Genomic DNA, 22,848 nt, shown 5'->3' on the forward strand with positions numbered 1-22,848 from the left:
ACGCGCGCGCTCGCGGTCAGGCCGAGTCACCTGAGCGGGGAAAGGCCGGACCGCACCAGATCCAGGCATGCGGCGGTGATCGCCGACAGGTCATCGACACAGCCGTTACGGCCCCACGTCTCCACCCCGACGACCATCGCCGCCGCCAGCGTGGTGCCCGCCACCTGGGCGACCAGATCGATGTTCGGCACATCGGGGTAGCGGCGCTTGACGAAGTCGGTGAACACCGCGGCGAATGACGACTGCACCACTCGCAGGTGGCCGGCGACCTGATCCCCGGTGATCAGTTCGGCGCGGGCGAGGGCCGCCTGTCGAACAACTTCGAGGTCGTGCGGGAAGCTTTCGATGCTGGCCCTGACTGCGTCGAACAGCGACTCGGAGCGCGGACGTTGCGCGAGCGCGTCGGCCAGCCACTCCACCTGGGTGTCGTAGTCCTGGAACAGCACGGCTTCCTTGGTGGGGAAGTGCCGGAAAAACGTGCGCTCGGTGACGCCGGCTTCCTGCGCGAGCTGCTGCACCGTGACGTTGCCGAAGCCCTCGCTGGCGAACCTCTTCAGGGCCACCTGCCGCAGCGCCTCATGCGTCCTGCTGCGGCGCAGCTTGTGCAGATTCGTCCGCTCGCCCATAACCCGCATCCCATCACATCGATGGCTTGTCAGTGCCGACATCTTTCAATTGAGTCAGTACTGACATATATTGGGGGCGCCCCGCGGTGGGTGCCCGGGCCGGGTCGCCTCGAAGACCATTCGGAGAAGGAGCATCAGCGATGACGGATTATGACGCGATCGTGGTCGGGGCCGGCCACAACGGGTTGACCGCGGCGGCGGTCCTGCAGCGCGGCGGCATGCGCACGCTGTGCCTGGAGGCCAACACCTACAGCGGCGGAATGGCGGCCACGGTCGAGTTGATCGACGGATTCCGTTACGAGATAGCGGGTTCGGTGCAATTCCCCACCGCCCCCGAGATCACCAAAGAGCTCGGGCTGGACACACTGCCCACCGTTGACGCCGAGGTCCAGTCGGTCAACCTCGGCGACAACGGCGAAGAACCCATGATCTTCTACCGCGATCCCATGCAGCTGATGACCCACCTCGCGGAGAAACTCGGGACCGAGGCCGTCACGGGCATGGCCGAGATGATCGGCTGGAGCCAGGGGCCGGCAAAGGCGCTCGGCCGCTTCGAGGTGCGCACGCCGCCCAAGACGCTCGATGAGATGTACGCTTGCGCCGCAAACGAATTCGAACGCAGGGCTATTCACGAGGTGCTGTTCGGGACGGCGATGGATGCCATCGACCGCTTCCTGCCCGACAAGGACAAGCACGCGGTGCTGCGCGGCATGCTCGCCTTCCTCGCCATCAACTCCACCTACCGCGGGCCCTACACCCCGGGTAGCGCAACGTGTTTGGCGTTCGCGCTCGCCGTCCCGAACGAGGGCACCGCGATGATGACCAAGCTCGAGGGCGGAATCGGGGCGCTCGGCCAGCACCTGCACGAGCTGTTCGTCTCCCACGGGGGCGAGATCCGGTATCGCGCCAAGGTCGAGAAGATCCTCGTCGAGAACGATCGCGTGACGGGCGTGCGCCTGAAGGACGGCTCCGAGATCAGCGCGCCGGTCGTCGTGTCCAACCTGTCGCCCGACTTGACCATGATCGATCTGGTCGGCGCCGAGCACCTGAGCGCGGACCTGGTCACCCGGCTCAGCGGGCGCGACCACCGGGCGCCGTTCGTGCAGATCCACTTCGCCCTCGACGGCCTGCCGGAATTCGCCCCGCCGTACGACTTCCTCAACGAACCCGGCATGCAATCGTCCATCGGCATCTTCGGCTCACCCGAAGAACAGCAACGCCAATGGGAGGAGTGCAAGCGGGGCATCATTCCCGACAATCCGTCGATGGGCATGCAGATCCCGTCCGTGCACGATCCCGGCATGGCGCCCCCGGGCAAGCATGCGGCGAGCGCGTTCGCCTATGCGTTCCCGGTCGAAACCCCCCGCGAACTCCACGGCCAGCTCAAAAACGCGATGGCCGAGAAGGTCATCGACAAGATCACCCGCTACGCACCCAACTTCCGCGACATCCAGATCCGGCACATCACGTTCGCGCCGTACCACATGCAGACGATGTTCGCGGCACCCGCGGGCGACTTCTGCCACGGCATGCTGCATCCAGACCTGATGGGGCCCAACCGGCCCGGGCCGAAGGGCTTCCTCGACATGCCCCTCGGCATCGAGGGGCTGTACCTTGGCAGCGCGGGATGCCATGGGGGACCGGGGATTACCTTCACTCCCGGCTACAACGCCGCCCACCAGGCGCTGGAGGACGTCTCGGGATGACCTTGGGTTACCAGGCGTGGACGCGGTTCTGCGCCGGCTCCAGCCCCAGCTCGATGAGCAACTCGGTGGCGTCGGCGGCCTGCTCGCAGATCGTCGGGACCTCGCCGCGCTCAGCGGCGGTGAAGTTCTCCAGCACGAACGCCGCCGGGTCTTTGCGTCCGGGCGGACGGCCGATGCCGACGCGCACGCGCTGAAACTCCTTGGTGCCCAACGCCGCCACCACCGAGCGCAGCCCGTTGTGGCCGCCCTCGCCGCCGCCGATCTTGAGCCGGATGCTGCCGAACTCCAGGTCGAGGTCGTCGTGGATGACGATGATGTCGGCCGGGGCAACGGAGTAGAACTTCGCCAGCGGCCCGACCTGGCGGCCGGACTCGTTCATGAAACAGCGCGGCTTGGCCAACAACACCGAGTGTCCGGCGAGCCGACCGCTGACGACCTCGGCCCCGGATCGCTTGTGCGCCTTGAACTTTGCTCCCAACCGCGCCGCGAGCAGGTCGGCCACCATGAACCCCAGGTTGTGCCGGGTGCGGGCGTAGTTGTCTCCGGGGTTGCCCAGGCCGACCACCAAAAGCGGTTCGGCCACGTCGCGAACCGCCTACTCGGACTCTTCGCCGGAGGCCTCGGCTTCTTCGCCCTCTTCCGCCTCCGGAGCCGCTGCTTCGCCCTCGGGGGCCTCGCCGGCGCCCTCTTCCGCGAGGTCCGCGGCGGTCGGCGCGTTCACCACGTTGACCACCAGCAGGTCGGGGTCGGAAACGAGGCTGACGCCGTTCGGCAGGGCGATCTGCCCGGCGGTGAACTGGGTGCCCGGAGGGGCATCTTCGACCGACACGGTCAGCTGCTCGGGAATCGACATGGCCTCGGCCTCGATCTCGATCGTGTTGGTCTCCTGGGTGACCAGAGTGTCGGGCGCGGCGTCGCCCTCGATGACGACGTTGACCTCGACGTGAACCTTCTCGCCGCGGCGCACGACCACCAGGTCGGCGTGCTGAATCGTGCGGCGGATCGGGTGAATGTCGAGCGCCTTGGTCAGCGCCAGCTGTTCCTTGCCGGCAATGTCGAGGGTCAGCACCGCGTTGGCGCCCGAGTGCCGCAGCACCGCCGCGTAGTCGTGACCGGGCAGTTCCAGGTGCTGGGGGTCGGCGCCGTGACCGTAGAGGACGGCGGGAATCTTGCCGTCGCGGCGGGCCCGGCGGGACGCGCCCTTGCCGGTCTCGGTACGCACCGTCACCGCGAGTTGGTTGACTGCTGACTTGGCCATCGTGTCGCTCCTGTTGCTCCTCGTTCGGGGCACGGCCAGGTCGCGACGATAACGTCGGTCTCCGTCGATGACGGTGTGCTAGCACCCTCGCCGTGACGCCCGGTCAGGTTAGCGCATGTGCACCTCAGAGCGGAAATTTGGTGCTCGTGAGCCGCTCGGACAGCTCCCACAGCGCGCTCGCGGTGGCCGCATCCTTCGACCGGCGGCTGCGCCCGACCGGTTGGGTGCGGCCCAGGTAGCCGAACCGCGGGCCGACGAACGTGTCGCCCGGCACGTCCTGCGACGCGGCGTACAGGGTCTGCCGGGCGCCGAAGTCGGCGTCGGTGGCCACCACCCGCGTGGCGGCCGACATCAGGGCGTCGCCCAGCTTGCGGCCGGACGCGCCCTGCAGGTTGGTGTGCGAGTAGCCGGGGTGGGCGGCCAGCGCCCGCAGCGGCGAGTGCACCGCATCGAGCCGGCGCTGCAACTCGCTGGTGAACAGCAGGTTGGCGAGCTTCGACTGGCTGTAGGCCAGCCAGGGGGAGTACCGCCGGTTCGTCCAGTTCAGGTCGTCGAAGTCGATGCGGCCGGCCCAGTGCGCCATCGACGACACCGTGACGACGCGGTCGGTGAGCTTGGGCAACAACAGGTTGGTGAGCGCGAAATGACCGAGGTGGTTGGTGCCGATCTGGCTCTCGAAGCCGTCGGCGGTCAGCGCGTAGGGCGCGGCCATGATGCCGGCGTTGTTGATCAGCACGTCGGCGCCGTCCACGCCGTCGGCGAACTGGCGCACCGACGACAGGTCCTGCAGGTCGAGTCGGCGCACCTCGACGTTCCCGTTCATCTGCCGCGCTGCGGCATCGCCCTTGCCCGTGTTGCGGACGGCCATCACGATTTTCGCGCCCCGGCTGGCCAGCTCGCGCGCCGTCACCGCGCCCAGCCCGCTGTTGGCGCCGGTGATGATCACGGTGCGCCCGGCGAACGACGGCAGGTCAGCGGCGGTCCAGTTGGTCATGTCTGATGAGCTTAGTTACTTTGCGGCCACGACGAATCCGTGGATGATCGCCTCGATGTCGGGTGCCTGCGCGGCCGCCTGGTCGGCCAGGCTGGTGATGGTCAACTGCGCCAGGTAGCGCTGGTTCGCGGGCGGCGACCCGGTGGGGATGACGATCCGGTTGAAGCTGTGCAGCCGGGTTCCGTCGAGGTCGTAGCTGCCCTGGACCATCGACGACGGAAAGCCGTTGTAATTCGCCGTCGAGGCGTCCAGCTGCTTGAAATCCTCGAACAGCTGGGCATCGTCGTTGCCGTGCTTGATCACCTGCGCCGGGTCGAAATCCCCCACCAACTTGAAGACCACGAGCCGGGCGGTCGGATACTTGCCGCCGCGCGAGATGATCACCGTCTCCTTCGTGATCTTCGGGCTGCTAAAGGGCGACCAGCCCGGCGGTGTCGGTATCGACACGGTCAGATCGGGCAGGGAGCCCGGCGCCACCTGTTGCCCGGTGACGCCGATGTCTTGCAGATACTGCGACAGGGGCACGGGCTTCTGCGTCGTCGTGGGGGCGGCGCCGGTCGTCGAGCTCCTCGTCAGGATCGACTGGTAGTCAGGGGCTTTCGGCTGGTCGCAGGCCGCCACGGCCGTGCTCAGCGCGACCGCCACGACAGCGGCGCCCCAGTGCAACCTCACAGAATCTCGCGCACCGCGTCGATCGGCCGCGCCAGCCGGGTGCCCTTCGGTGTGACGACGAACGGCCGTTCGATCAGGATGGGATGCTCGGCCATCGCGTCGAGCAACTGGTCATCGGTCGCGTCGGCGAGATTCAGTTCGGCGTAGAGCGATTCGCGCTTGCGCACGGCCGTGCGGACGTCGATGCCGGCGTCGCGGATCATGCCGACCAGTTCCGCCCGCGACGGCGCTGTTTTCAGGTACTCGACAATGGCGGGCTCAAGGCCGTTGTCCCGCAACAAATCCAGCGTCTTGCGCGAGGTGCTGCATTTCGGATTGTGGTAGATGACGGTATCGCCCATCTAGGCATCTCCGTCGAAAAGCCCTGTCACCGAGCCGTTGTCGAAGACGGCGCGAATGGTGCTGGCGAGCAGCGGCGCAATGGACAACACCGTGAGCTGCGGGAAGCGCTTCTGCTCGTCGATGGGAAGCGTGTTGGTGACGATCACCTCGCGGGCGCCGCAGGACGCCAGGCGCTCGGCGGCCGGGTCGGACAGCACGCCGTGGGTCGCCGCGATCACCACGTCGCTGGCGCCGTCGTCGCGCAGCAGGTTCACCGCGCCGGCGATGGTGCCGCCGGTGTCGATCATGTCGTCGATCAGCACGCAGGTGCGGCCTTCGACCTCGCCGACGACCCGGTTGGACACCACCTGGTTGGGCACGCGCGGGTCGCGGGTCTTGTGGATGAAGGCCAGCGGCACGCCGCCCAGTGCGTCGGCCCACTTCTCGGCGATGCGCACCCGGCCCGAGTCGGGGGAGACCACCACCATGTTGCCGTCCGGGTAGTTGTCCTTGATGTAGCCGGTCAGCAGGTTCTGGGCGCGCATGTGGTCGACCGGACCGTCGAAGAAGCCCTGGATCTGGTCGGTGTGCAGGTCGACGGTCACGATTCGGTCGGCGCCCGCGGTCTTGAGCAGGTCGGCGACCAGCCGCGCGGAAATGGGCTCGCGGCCGCGGTGCTTCTTGTCCTGCCGGGCGTAGGGGTAGAACGGCATGACCGCGGTGATCCTCTTCGCGCTGCCGCGTTTGAGCGCGTCGATCATGATCAGCTGTTCCATCAGCCAGTTGTTCACCGGCGCCGGGTTCGATTGCAGGACGAATGCATCGCAACCGCGCACCGACTCGTGGAAGCGAACGAAGATCTCGCCGTTGGCGAATTCCCGCGCGGTCTGCGCGGTGACGTGGACGTCGAGTTCCTTGGCCACCTGTTCGGCCAGCTCCGGATGCGCCCGGCCGGAGAACAGCATCAGGTTTTTTCGGTTATCGGTCCAGTCGTGGCTCAACGCACTGCCCTCGCCGTATCGGGATTGGAATCTAGAGAGGAAGGCCCAATCGTACGAAGCGAATCGTACGGAAAAGCGGCGGGGTTGCCAGCAGCCGAATTCACGGTGTCGACTCGGGTGCTGCGGAAGTAGTGGTCGGCGGTTCGGCTTCGGTGGCTTTCTCGGCCGCTTTCGCGGCCCCGCTGCCCGGCCGTTTGCGCTGCACCCAGCCCTCGATGTTGCGTTGCGGCCCCGCCGACACCGCCAGGGCGCCCGGCGGGACGTCGTCGCGCACCACCGTGCCGGCGCCCGTGTAGGCCCCGTCGCCGACCGTGACCGGCGCGACGAACATGGTGTCCGACCCGGTGCGGACGTGCGAGCCGACCGTGGTGCGCCGCTTGGTCTCGCCGTCGTAGTTGACGAACACGCTGGACGCGCCGATGTTGCTGTGCTCACCGATGTCGGCGTCGCCGACGTACGTCAGGTGCGGGACCTTGGTGCCCGTCCCGATGTTGGAGTTCTTGGTCTCGACGAACGCGCCGAGCTTGCCGTCGGATCCCAGCGCGGTTCCCGGCCGCAGATAGGTGTACGGGCCGACCGTGGCGCCGTCCCCGATCGACGAGGAGGTGCCGTGGGTGCGGACCACCGAGGCGCCGTCACCGACGATGACGTCGGTCAGGGTGGTGTCGGGCCCGACGACGCAGCCGCCCCCGACCCGGGTGCGGCCGTGCAGCTGAGTGCCGGGGTGGATCACGGTGTCGCGTCCGATCGTCACGTCGACGTCGATCCAGGTGCTGGCCGGATCGACGATGGTCACGCCCGACATCTGATGGGCGGCGACGATCCGGCGGTTGAGTTCGGCGCCCAGTTCGGCCAGCTGTACGCGGTTGTTGACGCCCGCGACCAGCGCGCTGTCGGCGACCTGCTGGGCGTGCACGGTCCGGCCGTCGCCGCGCAGGATGGCGATGGCGTCGGTCAGGTAAAGCTCCTGCTGGGCGTTATTGGCGCTCAGCCGGCTCAGCGCCGACCGGAGCGCCGCGATGTCGAAGGCATAGACGCCGGCGTTGACCTCGTGGATCTCGCGTTGCGAGGGCGTTGCGTCGGTGTGCTCGACGATCCCCATCACCTCGTTGTCCTGGGTGCGCAGGATGCGGCCGTACCCGACCGGATCCCTCAGCGTCGTGGTGAGCACGGTGACGGCGGCGGACTCGGCGCTGTGGGTGGCGACCAGGCCGGCCAGGGTGTCGGAGTCCAGCAGCGGCGTGTCGCCCGAGGTGACCACGACGATGCCGGCGTAGTCGTCGGGCAGGGCCGACAGGCCGCACAGGACCGCGTGGCCGGTGCCCAGCGGCCGGTCCTGCAGCGCCACGTCGATCGCGCGGCCGAGGGACTCGCCCAGCTCGGCGACCAGCGGCTCGACGCGCTCGTGGTCGTGGCCGAGGACCACCACCAGATGCTGGGGCGCCACCTTGGCGACGGCGTGCAGGGAATGCGCCAGCATGCTGCGGCCGGCGATCGTGTGCAGGACCTTCGGGGTGTCGGAGCGCATCCGGGTGCCGGGTCCGGCCGCGAGAACCAGGACCGCGGTGTCACCACGAAACGACACGGATCTCCCTTCTTCGCGCCAGCGTGGGTGCCAGTGCACCGGACACGCCTTCAAGCGTGTCATTTCATGCACGCTCGCCGCAAAGACCCACGCCAGCTCCGTCGCCAGGACTCGAACCTGAACTCTCAGAACCAAAATCTGATGTGCTGCCGATTACACCACGACGGACTGCAGGCCCATAGGCCGCGCCAACAAGACTCTAGACGGGGCGGCTGCGCCGCGCCGAACCGATACGCTGATTGACGTGGCCGTTCTCGACCCCCAAACGCAAAAGGAGCCGGACAAGGAAGCCCGGGCGCCACGCGCCCGCATGACCGGCAGCGAGCGCCGCCAGCAGCTCATCGGCATCGCACGCTCGCTGTTCGCCGAACGCGGTTACGAGGGCACCTCGATCGAGGAGATCGCGCTGCGGGCCAACGTCTCCAAGCCCGTCGTCTACGAACATTTCGGCGGCAAGGAGGGCTTGTACGCCGTCGTCGTCGACCGCGAGATGTCGGCGCTGCTGGACATGATCACCTCGTCGCTGACCAACAACCGGTCCCGGGTGCGGGTCGAGCGCGTCGCGCTGGCGCTGCTCACCTACGTCGAAGAACGCACCGACGGCTTCCGGATCATGCTCCGCGACTCGCCGGCCGCGATCAGCTCGGGCACCTACTCCAGCCTGCTCAACGACGCCGTCAGCCAGGTCAGCTCCATCCTGGCCGGCGACTTCGCCCGCCGGGGTTTGGATGCGGACCTGGCCCCGCTCTACGCGCAGGCGCTGGTGGGCTCGGTGTCGATGACGGCCCAATGGTGGCTCGACACCCGCGAGCCCAAGAAGGAAGTGGTGGCCGCGCACCTGGTCAACCTGATGTGGAACGGCCTGACCCACCTGGAGGCCGATCCCCGACTGCAGGACGAGTAGGACCTACCGCCGCACCCCGCCGAGGAAGTTGTTCAGGGCCAACTGGTTTGAACTTCCCCCGGTGCCGAGTCGTTCCGCCGCTATCAAACCTCGGGCGACTGGCAACGACGGTCGGATCTTGACGCTGTCCGGCGTCCCTAGAATGGATTCATCATGACCGCACCGGGGCCTGCCCACCCAGAAACCCCGATCGCGGGGCTCGTGGATCTGGCGCTGAGGGCGCCGACCTTCCAGCAGCTGATCGACAGCGCGGCCACCCGACCCGCCGAATTGAGCCTGGTCGGACCGGCCAGCGCGCGTTTGTTCGTGGCCGGCGCGCTGGCGCGGCTGGGTCCCTTGCTCGTGGTCACCGCGACCGGGCGCGAGGCCGACGAGCTGACCGCCGAACTGCGCGGGGTGTTCGGCGACGCGGTGACGGTCTTCCCGTCCTGGGAAACCCTTCCGCACGAACGTCTTTCACCCGGCATCGACACCGTCGGGACCCGAATGCTGGTGCTGCGCCGGCTGGCCCACCCCGACGACGCGCGGCTGGGCCCGCCTCTGCAGGTGGTGGTGACGGCGGTGCGGTCGCTGTTGCAGCCGATGACGCCGCGGCTGGGCGACGTGGAGCCGGTCACCCTGAGCGTCGGCCGGGAGATCCCCTTCGAGGACGTCGTCGCCCGGCTGGTCGAGCTGGCCTACACCCGGGTGGACATGGTCGGCCGGCGCGGTGAGTTCGCCGTGCGCGGCGGGATCCTCGACGTCTTCCCGCCGACCGCCGAACACCCGGTGCGCGTCGAGTTCTGGGGCGACGAGGTCAGCGAGATGCGGATGTTCTCGGTCGCCGACCAGCGCTCCATCCCCGAGATCGAGGTCGACGCGGTCATCGCGGTGGCCTGCCGCGAACTGCTGCTCACCGACGACGTGCGGGAGCGCGCCGCCGCGCTGGCCGCCCGGCACTCCACGGGCGAACCCGCCATCACCGGGAGCGTCACCGACATGCTGGCCAAGCTGGGCGAGGGCATCGCGGTCGACGGCATGGAGGCGTTGCTGCCGGTGCTGCGGCCCGGCGAGCACGTGCTGCTGACCGACCAACTGGCCGGCGGCACCCCGGTCTTGGTGTGTGACCCGGAGAAGGTGCGCACCCGCGCGGCCGACCTGATCAAGACGGGCAGCGAATTCCTCGAGGCGTCGTGGTCCGTCGCGGCGCTCGGCACCGACGCGCCCGTCGACGTGGCGCAGTTCGGCGGATCCGGCTTCACCGAACTGGACGACGTGCGGGCCGCGGCGGCCCGCGCCGATCATCCGTGGTGGACGCTGAGCCAGCTCTCCGACGAGTCGGCGGTGGAGCTGGCGGTGCGGGCGGCGCCGTCGGCCCGCGGGCATCAACACGACATCGACGGCATCTTCGCGATGCTGCGCGCGCACGTCGCCACGGGCGGGCACGCCGCGGTCGTCGCGCCCGGCACCGGGACCGCCCATCGGGTGGTCGAGCGGCTCGCCGAGTCCGAAACCCCGGCCGCCATGCTGGAACCGGGTGCGGCCCCGAAACCCGGGGTGGTGGGCGTGCTCAAGGGCCCGCTGCACGACGGCCTGATAATCCCCGGCGCCAACCTGGTGGTTATCACCGAGACGGACCTGACCGGCAACCGGGCCACGGCCGTCGAAGGCAAGCGGCTGGCGGCCAAGCGGCGCAACACCGTCGACCCGCTCGCGCTCACGGCCGGCGACTTGGTGGTACACGACCAGCACGGCATCGGGCGGTTCGTGGAGATGGTCGAGCGCACCGTCGGCGGCGCGCGGCGGGAGTACCTGGTTCTCGAGTACGCGTCGAGCAAGAGGGGCGGCGGGTCCGACAAGCTGTACGTGCCGATGGATTCGCTGGACCAGCTGTCCCGGTACGTCGGCGGGCAGGCCCCGGCGCTGAGCCGCCTGGGCGGCAGCGATTGGGCCAACACCAAGACCAAGGCGCGCCGGGCCGTGCGCGAGATCGCCGGCGAGCTGGTGTCGCTGTACGCCAAGCGGCAGGCCAGCGCCGGGCACGCGTTCGGGCCGGACACCCCGTGGCAGGCCGAGATGGAGGACGCGTTCGGGTTCACCGAGACCGTCGACCAGCTGACCGCGATCACCGAGGTCAAGGCCGACATGGAAAAGCCGGTCCCGATGGACCGGGTGATCTGCGGCGACGTCGGCTACGGCAAGACCGAGATCGCGGTGCGGGCGGCGTTCAAGGCCGTCCAGGACGGCAAACAGGTCGCCATCCTGGTGCCCACCACGCTGCTGGCCGACCAGCACCTGCAGACGTTCAGCGAGCGGATGGCCGACTTTCCGGTGACCGTCAAGGGGCTGTCCCGGTTCACCGACACCGCCGAGTCCCGCGCCGTGATCGACGGCCTGGCCGAGGGCACGGTCGACGTCGTGATCGGCACCCATCGGCTGCTGCAGACCGGGGTGCGCTGGAAGGACCTGGGCCTGGTCGTCGTCGACGAGGAACAGCGGTTCGGCGTCGAGCACAAGGAGCACATCAAGTCGCTGCGCACCCACGTCGACGTGCTGACCATGAGCGCCACCCCGATCCCCCGCACGCTGGAGATGAGCCTGGCCGGGATCCGCGAGATGTCGACGATCCTCACCCCGCCGGAAGAGCGGTATCCGGTGCTGACGTACGTCGGCCCGCAGGACGACAAGCAGGTGGCGGCCGCGTTGCGGCGCGAGCTGCTGCGCGACGGCCAGGCGTTCTACGTGCACAACCGGGTCAGCTCCATCGACCGGACCGCGGCCCGGGTCCGCGAGCTGGTGCCCGAGGCGCGCGTCGTCGTCGCGCACGGGCAAATGCCCGAGGAGCGGCTGGAACGCACCGTGCAGGGGTTCTGGAACCGCGAGTACGACATCCTGGTCTGCACCACGATCGTGGAGACCGGCCTGGACATCTCCAACGCCAACACGCTCATCGTCGAGCGCGCCGACACCTTCGGGCTGTCGCAGCTGCACCAGCTGCGCGGCCGCGTCGGCCGCAGCCGTGAGCGCGGCTACGCCTACTTCCTCTATCCGCCGCAGGTGCCGCTGACCGAGACGGCCTACGACCGGTTGGCGACCATCGCGCAGAACAACGAGTTGGGCGCCGGGATGGCCGTCGCGCTGAAGGACCTCGAGATCCGCGGCGCCGGCAACGTGCTGGGCGTCGAGCAGTCCGGGCACGTCGCCGGGGTCGGCTTCGACCTGTATGTGCGGCTGGTGGGTGAGGCCGTGGAGGCGTACCGGGCGGCCGCCGACGGCCAAACGGTCACCTCGCCCGAGGAGCCCAAGGATGTGCGGATCGACCTGCCGGTGGACGCGCACCTGCCGCCGGACTACATCGCCAGCGACCGGCTCCGGCTGGAGGGCTACCGTCGGCTGGCGGCGGCCTCCGACGACGCGGCCGTCGGCGCCGTCGTCGATGAGCTGATCGACCGCTACGGCGCGCTGCCCGAGCCCGCCGAGCGGCTGGTGGCCGTGGCGCGGCTGCGGCTGCTGTGCCGCGATGCCGGCATCACCGAGGTCTCGGCCCCGTCGGCGGCGACCGTGCGGCTGTCGCCGGTGACGCTGCTGGACTCGGCCCAGGTGCGGCTCAAGCGGATGTATCCGGCGGCGCACTACCGCGCCACGACGAACACGGTTCAGGTGCCCATTCCGCGGGCGGGCGGGGTCGGGGCGCCGCGCATGCGCGACGTCGAGTTGCTGCAGATGGTTGCCAACCTCGTCACGGCACTGCAGGGAAAACCACAGATAGAGATTGGTATAACGGGTTCACCAGCGACCGGGGAGGAGCGGCGCGCATGATCGTCGTCTTGTTCGACCCCCGCCGCCCGTCGCTGGTGCCGGTCGAGGCCATCGAGCACCTCGCCGGCGAGGTGCAATACACCGAGGAGATGCCCGTCGCGGTGCCCTGGTCGCTGCCCGCCGCGCGGCCGGTGCACTCCGGGGACGACGCGCCGGTGCTGCTGTCCTCCGATCCGGACCACCCCGCCGTGGCCGCCCGGCTGGCGGCCGGGGCCCGGTTGATCTCGGCACCGGACCGGCCGCGCGGCGAGCGACTGGTCGACGCCGTGGCGTTGATGGACAAGCTGCGCACCGCGGGACCGTGGGAAAGCGAACAGACCCACGACTCGTTGCGCAGGTTTTTGCTCGAGGAGACCTACGAGCTGCTGGACGCCGTGCGCAGCGGCAATGCCGACCAGCTGCGCGAGGAACTCGGAGACGTGTTGCTGCAGGTCCTCTTCCACGCCCGCATCGCCGAGGACGCGCCCCAGTCGCCGTTCACCATCGACGACGTCGCGGCCGCGTTGATGCGCAAGCTGGGCAACCGGGTACCGGGGGTGCTTGCGGGGCAATCTATTTCGCTCGAAGAGCAGTTGGCGCAGTGGGAAGAGCGCAAGTCCGCCGAAAAGGCGCGAAACTCGGTGATGGACGACGTGCACACCGGTCAACCGGCACTGGCTCTGGCGCAGAAGGTGATTCAGCGCGCCGAGAAGGCGGGGCTGCCCGCCGAGCTGATCCCCGCCGAGCTGACCGCCGTTTCGGTGGCCGCCGACATCGATGCGGAAAGCGCGCTTCGCGCGGCCGTTTTGGAGTTCGTGGACACGGTCCGCGGCGTGGAGACGGCGATCGCGGCCGCGCGCCGCGGCGACAACGTTCCGGTCGAACTCGACGTCGCGCAGCTGGGCGAGGTCACCGCGGAGGAGTGGCGCGCGCACTGGCCCGTCGCGGAATCGGCCGCGGACGAAGCGGTCGGTTCCGAGTCCGCGGCCAAGGCGTCCGGTGGGGGCTCCAAGCGTCGCAAAGGGCGGAAATAGGGCCCTGGATCGGTGCGCCTGCGGCAGGAATCGACGGGGTAGCCGGGCAACCCGTGGGACGATGGTCCTGGCCGAAGTTTGTGCAGGGGAGCAGTAGGGGAGCTTAAACGGGCATGGTGTCGCCGAGGCGTTGGTTGCGTGCGGCCGCCGTGATCGGCGCGACCGCGATGCTGCTCGCGTCCAGCTGCACCTGGCAGCTCAGCCTGTTCATCCCGGCGGGCGTCCCGCCGCCGGTCGGGGACCCGGTGCCGCCGGTGGACACGCACGTCAGCGGTCGGCCCGCGGATCAGCTGCACCAATGGGCCCAGCAACGGTCGGCGGCATTGGAGATTCCGGTCATCGCGCTGGAGGCCTACGCGTACGCCGCCAGGGTCGCCGAGGTCGAGAACCCGAAATGCCATATCGCCTGGACCACGCTGGCGGGTATCGGGCAGGTCGAGAGCCACCACGGCACCTACCGGGGCGCGACGCTGTCGCCGAACGGGGATGTGAGTCCGCCCATTCGTGGTGTTCGGCTGGACGGCAGTGGGGGGACCCTGCGCATCGTCGACGCGGAGGAGGGTGCCGACGGCGAGCCCAGTGTGGTGCGCGCGATGGGCCCGATGCAGTTCATTCCCGAGACGTGGCGGTTGTACGGGGTGGACGCCCACAACGACGGCCGCGTCAGCCCGGACAACATCGACGACGCGGCGCTGGCGGCGGCGGGTTACCTGTGCTGGCGCGGAAAAGACCTCGGGACACCGCGGGGGTGGATCACCGCGCTGCGGGCCTACAACAACTCCGGCGTCTACGCGCGGGCGGTGCGGGACTGGGCGACCGCCTACGCGGCGGGTCACCCGCTGTAGCAGGATGTATCGCTGACCCACGCTTTACGACGCAAGGAGATCCAGTGCCGATTATCGAGCAGGTCGGGGCCCGCGAGATCCTCGACTCCCGCGGCAACCCGACCGTCGAGGTCGAGATTGCTCTGATGGACGGGACGTTTGCCCGCGCCGCGGTGCCGTCCGGCGCGTCGACGGGCGAGCACGAGGCCGTTGAGTTGCGCGACGGCGGGAAACGTTACGGCGGCAAAGGCGTGCAGAAGGCGGTCCAGGCCGTCCTCGACGAGATCGGCCCCGCGGTCATCGGCCTGGCCGCCGACGACCAGCGACTGGTGGACCAGGCTCTGGTGGACCTCGACGGCACCCCCGACAAGTCCCGGCTGGGCGGCAACGCGATCCTGGGCGTCTCGCTGGCCGTCGCCAAAGCGGCCGCCGATTCCGCGGAGTTGCCGCTGTTTCGCTACCTCGGCGGCCCCAACGCCCACATCCTGCCGGTGCCGATGATGAACATCCTCAACGGTGGTGCCCACGCCGACACCGCCGTCGACATTCAGGAGTTCATGGTGGCGCCGATCGGCGCGCCCAGCTTCGCCGAGGCGTTGCGGTGGGGCGCCGAGGTGTACCACGCGCTGAAGTCCGTCCTGAAGAAGGAGGGGCTGTCGACCGGCCTGGGCGACGAGGGCGGGTTCGCCCCCGACGTGGCCGGCACCACCGCGGCGCTGGACCTGATCGGCCGGGCCATCGAATCGGCCGGTTTCAAACTCGGCAGTGACGTCGCGCTGGCCCTCGACGCGGCGGCCACCGAGTTCTATACCGACGGCACCGGCTACACCTTCGAAGGCTCGACCCGCACCGCCGAGCAGATGGCCGAGTTCTACGCCGGCCTGCTCGGCTCCTATCCGCTGGTGTCGTTGGAAGACCCGCTGTCCGAAGATGATTGGGAAGGTTGGGTGGCGCTGACCGCCTCGATAGGCGACCGGGTGCAAATCGTCGGCGACGACATCTTCGTCACCAACCCCGAGCGCCTCGAAGACGGGATCGAAAAGGGCGTCGCAAACGCCTTGCTGGTCAAGGTGAATCAGATCGGGACGCTGACCGAGACGCTCGACGCGGTCGCACTGGCCCACCACAGCGGATATCGCACGATGATGAGCCATCGCAGCGGCGAGACGGAAGACACCACGATCGCCGACCTGGCGGTGGCCGTAGGTTCCGGCCAGATCAAGACCGGCGCGCCCGCCCGCAGCGAGCGCGTGGCCAAATACAATCAGCTGTTGCGGATCGAGGAAGCCCTCGGTGACGCGGCACGGTACGCAGGCGATCTGGCGTTCCCGCGGTACGCGCTGGATCAGAAATAGGTTGAAACAGTTTGACGCCCAAGCCCGATCCGAAGCGGCGCTCCCCGGCATCGCGCCCGGGGAAGGCCGGCGATTCGGTTCGGCGCCGCCGCGCCGTCAAGCCGTCGCAAACGGCCAACCATACGACCCGGTCGCTGCAGGAGCGTGTCGTCGAACCCATCAAGCGGCAGGTTGCGGAATCCGTCGAACAGCGGTCCGACCAGCGGCTGGGGTTCACCGCGCGCCGGGCGGCGGTGCTGGCCGCGGTGATCTGCGTGCTCACGCTTACCATCGCCGGCCCGGTGCGCACCTACTTCGCGCAGCGCACCGAGATGAATCAGTTGGCCGCCAGCGAGGCCGCGCTGCGCAGCCAGATCGCCGACCTCGAACAGAAAAAGGTCAAACTCGGTGACCCGGCCTACATCGCGGCGCAGGCCCGCGAGCGCCTGGGTTTCGTGATGCCCGGAGACATTCCGTTCCAGGTTCAGCTTCCGCCGACGGCGGCGGTACCCTCGCAGCCCGGAGCGGACGCGACGAAGCCGGCCAGCCACGACCCGTGGTACACCTCGCTGTGGCACACCATCGCCGATGCCCCGCACCTGCCTCCGGCGGCGCCGGAAGCGCCCAATCCCACGGCCCCCGGTGGTTGATCGTGCCGACCTGGATGCGGTGGCGCGTCAGCTCGGGCGTGAGCCGCGCGGGGTGCTGGAGATCGCCTACCGTTGTCCCAACGGCGAGCCGGGCGTGGTGAAGACCGCGCCGAAACTTGCTGACGGCACGCCCTTTCCGACGTTGTACTACCTGACGCATCCGGCGCTGACCGCGGCCGCGAGCAGGCTCGAGACGACGGGATTGATGGGCGAGATGACCGAGCGGTTGCGGCAGGACCCCGAATTGGCGGCCGCGTACCGCCGGGCACACGAGTCGTATTTGGCCGAGCGCGACGCGATCGAGCCGCTGGGGACCACATTCTCCGCCGGGGGAATGCCGGACCGGGTCAAGTGCCTGCACGTGCTGATCGCGCATTCGCTGGCCAAGGGTCCGGGCGTGAATCCTCTTGGCGACGAGGCGTTATCGATGTTGGCCGGTGACCCCGCGATGGGCCCGGTGCTGGTGGCGGGGCAGTGGTGAGCCGGCTCGCCGCAATCGACTGCGGTACCAACTCGATCCGGTTGCTGATCGCCGACGCCGACGATGGCCGGCTCAGCGATGTGCATCGCGAGACGAGGATCGTGCGGTTGGGCCAGGGTGTCGACGCGACGGGCGAGTTCGCGCCGGACGCGATCGCCCGGACCCGGGCCGCGCTGGTCGATTACGCTGCGCTGCTGAAGGGGCATGGCGTCGAGCGGGTGCGAATGGTGGCCACCTCGGCGGCTCGCGACGTCGCGAATCGCGATGTCTTCTTTGCGATGACGGCCGAGGTGCTGGGCGCCGTGTTGCCCGGCGCGGTTGCCGAGGTGATCACCGGTGCCGAGGAAGCCGAGCTGTCCTTCCGCGGTGCGGTCGGCGAGTTAGACGGTGATGCAGCGCCTTTCGTTGTGGTCGACCTCGGCGGCGGCTCGACCGAGATCGTGGTCGGCGGGGATGCGGTGGTGGCCAGCTACTCGGCCGACATCGGCTGTGTCCGGCTCACGGAGCGCTGCCTGCATTCGGATCCGCCGACGCCGCAGGAAGTGGAGGCGGCCCGCCAGGTGGTGCGCGAGCGGCTGGACGTCGCACTGGGCGTGGTGCCCGTCGAGGGGGCGCGGACCTGGGTCGGGCTCGCCGGGACGATGACGACGCTGTCCGCCCTGGCGCACAACATGACGACGTATGACTCTGCGGCCATTCATCTTTCGCGCGTCGCGGGCGGTGACCTGCTGGGGGTGTGCGAGCGGCTGATCAGCATGACGCGATCCGAGCGGGCGGCGCTGGGACCGATGCACGAGGGCCGGGCCGACGTGATCGGCGGCGGCGCGATCGTGGTGGAGGAATTGGCGCGCGAGCTGCGTGCCCGCGCCGGCATCGATGAGCTGATCGTCAGCGAACACGACATCTTGGACGGCATCGTGCTGTCGCTCGCCGACTGAGTCACATCCGCCACAGGGGTCCCGCGAGGAGGCGGCACCCTTGGTGCCCGCCTCACACCGACAACTTGAGGTGATGTCGTAGCGAGCGCAATTGCCGAGTAAGTCACATCCGCCACACTCGTCCCTCCGCGGAGGGGGCACCCTTTGTGCCTGCCTCATAGCGACAACTTGAGGTGATGTCGTACCGATATGCCACCCTGCGCCAATGAACCTTCAAGGAATCGAGCTCCGTTACGTGCTCACGATGCATCTTGCCCACAATGGGCGAGCGACCATCGCCGAAATGCTGGATTCACTCAAGGGGCAGGGCTTTTGCGTCCCTGGTAGGGCATCAAAAACCATCTCGGATGCGCTGCGCTGGGAGGTTGGCCGCGACCGGGTGCGCCGGCTCGGCCGAGCTCTGTACGGGCCGGGATACATCCCGCGCAGCACCGAACACCGAATACATCAACGCGTGCTCGGTTTGCGCGCGGTGGCGAAGTTGTCGCTGTGAGGCGGGCAAAAGGTCGGGTGCTTCCGGCGCAGAGGCGCATGGTGCGCATGTGATTCAACGCGAACGCGCGTCAGGCCTCGAACCGGTAGCCCATGCCCGACTCGGTGAGCAGGTGCTTGGGATGCGACGGGTCATCCTCGAGTTTGCGTCGCAACTGCGCCAGATACACACGTAGGTAATGGGTTTCGGTGGCATACGCCGGCCCCCACACCTCTTTCAACAATTCCTCGCGACCCACCAGCTTGCCCCTGTTGCGCACCAGCACCTCGAGCATGCCCCATTCGGTCGGCGTCAGGTGCACCTCCACCCCGTCCTTGGTGACCTTCTTGGCGGCCAGATCGACGGTGAACGCGTCGGTTTCGACCACCGGCTCATCCACTTCGGATGCCGCCGCGTTACGGCGCACCGCCGCGCGCAGCCGAGCCAGAAACTCGTCCATACCAAAGGGTTTCGTCACGTAATCGTCGGCGCCGGCGTCGAGGGCCTCGACTTTGTCCGACGAGTCCGTGCGTGCCGACAGCACGATCACCGGCGCCGAGAGCCAGCCGCGCAGGCCGGCCAGCACCTCGATGCCGGAGATGTCGGGCAGGCCGAGGTCCAGGATGACCACGTCGGGCTTGTGCTCGGCGGCCGCGCGCAGCGCTCCGGCACCGGTCGAGGCGGTGATGACCTCGTAGCCCCGCACCGACAGGTTGATCCGCAGCGCGCGCAGGATGTGCGGCTCGTCGTCGATCACCAAGACCCGGGTCATAGCGCACCAAACGCCTGCGGCGCGGGCAGATCCACCACGACGGTCAGGCCGCCGCCCGGGGTGTCGCCCGCCGAAATGGTGCCGCCCATCGCCTCGACGAAGCCGCGCGCCACCGACATGCCCAGGCCCACACCGGTGGTGTTGTCGTGATCGCCCAGCCGTTGGAAGGCATCGAAGATCTGGTCCTCGGTGCCTTTCGGTATTCCGGGGCCTTCGTCGATGACGTTGATCAGGACGCGATCGCCCACCCGCCCCGCGTTGACTCGAACCACGCAGTTGGGCGCGTAGCGCAGCGCGTTGTCGATCAGGTTGGCTAAGACCCGTTCCAGCAATCCGGCGTCGGCCATCGCCACCGCGTCGCCCATGTCGACCTTGACGCGGTCGATGGCCGATCGGTAAAACCCGGTGGCGCCCTTACCGATACTGACCAGGGCGCGCTGCACCGTTTCCTCCAGATAGACGCGCCGCAGGTCCGGGTGGATCACCCCGGCGGCCAGGCGCGAGGAGTCCAGCAGGTTGCCGACCAGCGCGGTCAGCTGGTCGATCGATTCCTCGATGGTGGCCAGCAATTCGGCGGTGTCCTCGGGGGAGAACGCCACGTCTTCGGCGCGCAAGCTGGACACCGCGACCTTGGCCGCGGCGAGCGGTGTGCGCAGGTCGTGGCTGACCGCCGAGAGCAGGGAGCGCCGCAGCTCGTCGGCCCGCACGACCGCCTCGGTCCGGCTGGCCTCTTCGGCCAACTCGCGCTGCCGGATCAGGCCTACCGCCTGCTTGGCCACCGCGCTGAGCACCCGGCGGTCGCGCGTGGAGAGCTTCTTGCCGGCCATCAGCATCCAGAACTCTTCATCGCCGACCTCGATCGCGGTGTCGGCCGAATCGACGCTCACGCAAGGATCTTTGCCGACGCAGGCGACGATGTAGCCCTTCCTTCCGCTGGCACGCTCTTCGTCGCTGGGTTCGCGCAGCATGCTGACAGCGCGCTGTGAATAGGTCTCGCGCACGCGCTCCAACAGGGTCTCGAGGTCAGCGCCGCGCAGCACAGACCCGGCGAAGAGCGTGAGCAGCTCGGCTTCTTGGGATGCGCGGCGGGCTTCCCGGGTGCGTTTGGTGGCGCCGTCGACGAGTACCGCGACCGCGACCGCGATCATCATCAGCACCAACTCGGTGATGGCGCTGTTGGGCTCGGCGATGGTGAAGCTGTGCCGCGGGGCCGTCAGGTAGTAGTTCAGCAGCAGCCCGGACAGCACCGCCGAAAGAACCGCCGGGGCAACGCCCCCGAGCAGCCCGACGCACAGCACCCCGACGAAGAACAATGCGCTCTCGCCGGCGTTGTTCAGATACCGGTCCAACAACGTCACCGTCACGGCGCAAATGACCGACGGCACGATGACGGCCGCCAGCCACGAGGCGACGCGTCGCTCGCGTGGCGCGAGTGACGCCAGATGAAAGCCGCGCCTGGATTCATCGTGGGTGACGATGTGCACGTCGATCTTCCCGGACCGCTCGACGATCGTGGGGCCGATCCCCTCCTCGAAGATGCGGGCCCAGCGGGGCCGCCGGGACGTGCCGATGACCAGCTGGGTCGCATTGTTCTCGCGGGCGAAATCGAGCAGGGCCGTCGGTACGTCGTCGCCGACCACGGTGTGCAGGGACGCGTCCAGGCTGTTCGCCAGCTCACGCACCTTGGTCATTCTGCGCTCCGAGAGACCGGCCAATCCGTCACCGCGGATGACGTGCACCACCATCAGCTCGGCGCTGGACTTCGACGCGATCCGGGATGCGCGCCGCACCAACGTCTCCGACTCCGGGCCACCGGTGACCGCCACGACGACGCGCTCGCGCGCCTCCCACATGTCGGTGATCTTGTTCTCGGCACGGTACTTTGCCAGCGCGGTGTCTACCTGGTCCGCCAGCCAGAGCAGCGCCAATTCCCTGAGCGCGGTGAGATTTCCGCGGCGGAAGTAATTCGACAGCGCCGCGTCGATCCGTGCCGGCGCATAGACGTTACCGTGGGATAGCCTGCGGCGCAGCGCCTCCGGCGTGATGTCGATGAGCTCCACCTGCGAAGCCTCGCGCACGATCGAATCGGGTATTGTCTCTTGCTGTTCGATGCCGGTGATCTGGGCGACGACGTCGTTGAGGCTTTCCAGGTGCTGGATATTGACGGTGGAGATCACCGTGATTCCGGCCTCGAGCAGCTCTTCGACGTCCTGCCAACGTTTCTCGTTCTTGCTGCCCGGCGTGTTGGTATGCGCGAGTTCGTCGACCAGCACCACCTGCGGGTGCCGCGCCAGCACGGCCGGCACGTCGAGCTCGGGAAAGCTGCCGCCGCGGTACTCGACGAACCGGGGCGGGATGACCTCGATGCCCTCAATCAGCTCAGCGGTTTTCGCCCGCCCGTGGGTCTCGACCACGGCCGCCACCACGTCGGTGCCGCGCTCCAGCCTCCGGTGGGCCTCGCCGAGCATCGCGTAGGTCTTGCCGACACCGGGAGCGGCACCTAGGTAGATGCGTAGTTCCCCGCGCTTGGGACGGTGGTCGGTCACGCTCACGTCAACCATCATCCCCCTACGGGTTAGCCCGAGACCGGATACTGGTGATCGAGTTGCGCGTTGAGCTGTAGCACGTTCACGGTCGGCTCACCGAAGATCCCGAGGTCGCGCCCGCTGCGGTAGTGCGCGAGGACCGCCCGGATCTGATCCGGGCTGACGTGACGGGCCTTGGCCACCCGGGTGACCTGGATGTCGGCGTATGCCGGGGAGATGTTCGGATCCAGACCGCTGCCGCTGGCCGTGACCGCGTCCGCCGGCACGGTGGGGCTTTCGGGCGCGGTGCCGCGGACGGGCACGATCTGGCCGATCGTGTAGTCCTCGCCGAACTTGGCGCACTCGACCCGCACTCCCTCGTAGATCGACAGGAACGGCGCCTGTGTCGACTGGCACGGCTCGTTGACGCTGACCACCCGGGTAGGGTGGGCGACGTTTCCGCGGGCGTCGCGCGGGCCGATCACCGACAGCACCGCGCCGACGCCGCCGCCCGTGCAGAACGGACGCGACCCGTCCACCCCCTCGAGCTGCCCCACCGCGGAACTGCGCGTGCAGACCTGTGTGAGCAGGCTCGGCTTGAAGCCGGCATCCGACGCGGACTTGCCGGCCGTCATTTGCGACGGGTCCGCGGGTGTGTCGACGGTGCTCTCCGGCCCGAGGTTGCTCGCGCCCGACGAGAGCGGGTCGTAACCGGTGCCGGCCGCCGACGGGCGGCTCTGAAAGTACTGCGGCAGCGCGTTGCCGTCCTTGTCGGTGAACAGCTGGCCGATGAGCCTGCTGCCGACCGCCTTCCCGTTGGCGGTCAGGATCGACCCTTCGGCCTGATCGTGCAGGCCGGGTATCTGCGCGACGAGCCAGATGAACACGGGAAAGGCGAGGCCGGTGAGCACCGTCAGCACCAGCAGCGCGCGGAAGGCCGCCCAGTGCACGCGGATGAAATTGGAGAACTTCAT

21 protein-coding genes and 1 tRNA gene are annotated in these 22,848 nt (G+C 68.6%); 10 read left to right on the plus strand and 12 right to left on the minus strand.

The annotated features are described in order from the left end of the window. Positions 1-26 precede the first annotated feature (26 nt). Positions 27-626 (minus strand): TetR/AcrR family transcriptional regulator, encoded by a 600-nt coding sequence (locus tag A5787_RS10995; RefSeq protein WP_066965920.1) that lies wholly within the window; start codon positions 624-626, stop codon positions 27-29. Between the two features lie 140 nt (positions 627-766). Between A5787_RS10995 and A5787_RS11000 the strand changes: the two genes are divergently transcribed. Beyond that, positions 767-2,332 carry an NAD(P)/FAD-dependent oxidoreductase gene (locus tag A5787_RS11000; protein ID WP_066965923.1) on the plus strand — a complete coding sequence of 522 codons (1,566 nt, stop codon included), beginning with the start codon at positions 767-769 and terminating at the stop codon, positions 2,330-2,332. 7 nt (positions 2,333-2,339) lie between these two features. On the opposite strand, the gene pth is transcribed toward A5787_RS11000, so the two are convergent. The 8 genes from pth to A5787_RS11040 all read right to left on the minus strand — a co-directional run bounded on the left by pth (position 2,340) and on the right by A5787_RS11040 (position 8,331). Next, complete coding sequence (gene pth / locus A5787_RS11005; RefSeq protein ID WP_066965925.1) at positions 2,340-2,915, minus strand: aminoacyl-tRNA hydrolase; 576 nt, start codon at positions 2,913-2,915, stop codon at positions 2,340-2,342. Positions 2,916-2,927: 12 nt separating this feature from the next. Continuing rightward, on the minus strand, positions 2,928-3,590 hold the full coding sequence (locus tag A5787_RS11010) for a 50S ribosomal protein L25/general stress protein Ctc (protein WP_066965926.1): 663 nt from the start codon (positions 3,588-3,590) through the stop codon (positions 2,928-2,930). 124 nt (positions 3,591-3,714) lie between these two features. After that, positions 3,715-4,584, minus strand: a complete 870-nt coding sequence (locus tag A5787_RS11015) for an oxidoreductase (protein ID WP_066965929.1) — start codon at positions 4,582-4,584, stop codon at positions 3,715-3,717. A gap of 15 nt (positions 4,585-4,599) precedes the next feature. Next, a complete protein-coding gene (locus A5787_RS11020) occupies positions 4,600-5,256 on the minus strand; it encodes an LpqN/LpqT family lipoprotein (RefSeq protein WP_066965931.1) in 657 nt (218 codons plus the stop codon). After that, the gene (arsC, locus tag A5787_RS11025; RefSeq protein ID WP_066965934.1) at positions 5,253-5,597 is read right to left on the minus strand and encodes an arsenate reductase (glutaredoxin); all 345 of its coding nucleotides are present in this window, start codon (positions 5,595-5,597) and stop codon (positions 5,253-5,255) included. Before arsC ends, A5787_RS11020 begins: the two co-directional genes overlap by 4 nt. Next, a complete protein-coding gene (locus A5787_RS11030; RefSeq protein ID WP_066965936.1) occupies positions 5,598-6,578 on the minus strand; it encodes a ribose-phosphate diphosphokinase in 981 nt (326 codons plus the stop codon). Between the two features lie 100 nt (positions 6,579-6,678). Beyond that, positions 6,679-8,163, minus strand: coding sequence for a bifunctional UDP-N-acetylglucosamine diphosphorylase/glucosamine-1-phosphate N-acetyltransferase GlmU (glmU, locus tag A5787_RS11035; RefSeq protein ID WP_066965939.1), 1,485 nt, complete (start codon positions 8,161-8,163; stop codon positions 6,679-6,681). 96 nt (positions 8,164-8,259) lie between these two features. Next, a tRNA-Gln gene (locus A5787_RS11040) sits at positions 8,260-8,331 on the minus strand. Positions 8,332-8,473: 142 nt separating this feature from the next. Between A5787_RS11040 and A5787_RS11045 the strand changes: the two genes are divergently transcribed. The 9 genes from A5787_RS11045 to A5787_RS11085 all read left to right on the plus strand — a co-directional run bounded on the left by A5787_RS11045 (position 8,474) and on the right by A5787_RS11085 (position 18,598). Continuing rightward, positions 8,474-9,067 carry a TetR/AcrR family transcriptional regulator gene (locus A5787_RS11045; protein ID WP_156763892.1) on the plus strand — a complete coding sequence of 198 codons (594 nt, stop codon included), beginning with the start codon at positions 8,474-8,476 and terminating at the stop codon, positions 9,065-9,067. A 153-nt stretch (positions 9,068-9,220) separates the two neighbouring features. Continuing rightward, positions 9,221-12,865: a transcription-repair coupling factor gene (gene mfd / locus A5787_RS11050; protein ID WP_066965944.1), complete on the plus strand. Its 3,645-nt coding sequence runs from the start codon at positions 9,221-9,223 to the stop codon at positions 12,863-12,865. Next, positions 12,862-13,878, plus strand: coding sequence for a nucleoside triphosphate pyrophosphohydrolase (locus A5787_RS11055; protein WP_066965947.1), 1,017 nt, complete (start codon positions 12,862-12,864; stop codon positions 13,876-13,878). The genes mfd and A5787_RS11055 overlap by 4 nt, the downstream gene beginning before the upstream one ends. 116 nt (positions 13,879-13,994) lie before the next feature. Then, positions 13,995-14,723 carry a lytic transglycosylase domain-containing protein gene (locus A5787_RS11060; RefSeq protein WP_156763893.1) on the plus strand — a complete coding sequence of 243 codons (729 nt, stop codon included), beginning with the start codon at positions 13,995-13,997 and terminating at the stop codon, positions 14,721-14,723. A 44-nt stretch (positions 14,724-14,767) separates the two neighbouring features. Continuing rightward, positions 14,768-16,057 carry a phosphopyruvate hydratase gene (gene eno / locus A5787_RS11065; RefSeq protein ID WP_066965953.1) on the plus strand — a complete coding sequence of 430 codons (1,290 nt, stop codon included), beginning with the start codon at positions 14,768-14,770 and terminating at the stop codon, positions 16,055-16,057. An 11-nt stretch (positions 16,058-16,068) separates the two neighbouring features. Then, positions 16,069-16,686 (plus strand): septum formation initiator family protein, encoded by a 618-nt coding sequence (locus tag A5787_RS11070; RefSeq protein WP_066965956.1) that lies wholly within the window; start codon positions 16,069-16,071, stop codon positions 16,684-16,686. After that, positions 16,679-17,167, plus strand: a complete 489-nt coding sequence (locus A5787_RS11075) for a DUF501 domain-containing protein (protein WP_066965959.1) — start codon at positions 16,679-16,681, stop codon at positions 17,165-17,167. Before A5787_RS11070 ends, A5787_RS11075 begins: the two co-directional genes overlap by 8 nt. Continuing rightward, positions 17,161-18,105: a Ppx/GppA phosphatase family protein gene (locus A5787_RS11080; protein WP_156763888.1), complete on the plus strand. Its 945-nt coding sequence runs from the start codon at positions 17,161-17,163 to the stop codon at positions 18,103-18,105. The genes A5787_RS11075 and A5787_RS11080 overlap by 7 nt, the downstream gene beginning before the upstream one ends. A gap of 205 nt (positions 18,106-18,310) precedes the next feature. Continuing rightward, positions 18,311-18,598 carry a hypothetical protein gene (locus tag A5787_RS11085; protein WP_066965962.1) on the plus strand — a complete coding sequence of 96 codons (288 nt, stop codon included), beginning with the start codon at positions 18,311-18,313 and terminating at the stop codon, positions 18,596-18,598. 70 nt (positions 18,599-18,668) lie between these two features. Here A5787_RS11085 and A5787_RS11090 read toward each other — a convergent pair whose 3' ends face one another. The 3 genes from A5787_RS11090 to A5787_RS11100 are packed head-to-tail and all read right to left on the minus strand — an operon-like array spanning position 18,669 to position 22,848. Next, complete coding sequence (locus tag A5787_RS11090; RefSeq protein WP_066965965.1) at positions 18,669-19,349, minus strand: response regulator; 681 nt, start codon at positions 19,347-19,349, stop codon at positions 18,669-18,671. Beyond that, entirely contained in the window at positions 19,346-21,913 is a 2,568-nt protein-coding gene (locus A5787_RS11095; RefSeq protein WP_066965968.1) for a sensor histidine kinase KdpD, read from the minus strand. Before A5787_RS11095 ends, A5787_RS11090 begins: the two co-directional genes overlap by 4 nt. Positions 21,914-21,924: 11 nt before the next feature. Further along, positions 21,925-22,848, minus strand: a complete 924-nt coding sequence (locus tag A5787_RS11100) for a potassium-transporting ATPase subunit C (protein WP_066965971.1) — start codon at positions 22,846-22,848, stop codon at positions 21,925-21,927.

It is taken from the genome of Mycobacterium sp. 852002-50816_SCH5313054-b (genome assembly GCF_001667185.1).
Classification (GTDB): domain Bacteria; phylum Actinomycetota; class Actinomycetes; order Mycobacteriales; family Mycobacteriaceae; genus Mycobacterium.

Bases quoted from the DNA above. Each gene is read 5' to 3' on its own strand.
- A5787_RS11055 (WP_066965947.1), top strand. From the start codon at position 12,862: ATGATCGTCGTCTTGTTCGACCCCCGCCGCCCGTCGCTGGTGCCGGTC.
- A5787_RS11015 (WP_066965929.1), bottom strand. From the start codon at position 4,584: ATGACCAACTGGACCGCCGCTGACCTGCCGTCGTTCGCCGGGCGCACC.
- A5787_RS10995 (WP_066965920.1), bottom strand. From the start codon at position 626: ATGGGCGAGCGGACGAATCTGCACAAGCTGCGCCGCAGCAGGACGCAT.
- A5787_RS11045 (WP_156763892.1), top strand. From the start codon at position 8,474: ATGACCGGCAGCGAGCGCCGCCAGCAGCTCATCGGCATCGCACGCTCG.
- A5787_RS11100 (WP_066965971.1), bottom strand. From the start codon at position 22,848: ATGAAGTTCTCCAATTTCATCCGCGTGCACTGGGCGGCCTTCCGCGCG.
- A5787_RS11095 (WP_066965968.1), bottom strand. From the start codon at position 21,913: ATGATGGTTGACGTGAGCGTGACCGACCACCGTCCCAAGCGCGGGGAA.
- arsC (WP_066965934.1), bottom strand. From the start codon at position 5,597: ATGGGCGATACCGTCATCTACCACAATCCGAAATGCAGCACCTCGCGC.
- A5787_RS11085 (WP_066965962.1), top strand. From the start codon at position 18,311: ATGAACCTTCAAGGAATCGAGCTCCGTTACGTGCTCACGATGCATCTT.
- mfd (WP_066965944.1), top strand. From the start codon at position 9,221: ATGACCGCACCGGGGCCTGCCCACCCAGAAACCCCGATCGCGGGGCTC.
- A5787_RS11010 (WP_066965926.1), bottom strand. From the start codon at position 3,590: ATGGCCAAGTCAGCAGTCAACCAACTCGCGGTGACGGTGCGTACCGAG.
- A5787_RS11090 (WP_066965965.1), bottom strand. From the start codon at position 19,349: ATGACCCGGGTCTTGGTGATCGACGACGAGCCGCACATCCTGCGCGCG.
- A5787_RS11000 (WP_066965923.1), top strand. From the start codon at position 767: ATGACGGATTATGACGCGATCGTGGTCGGGGCCGGCCACAACGGGTTG.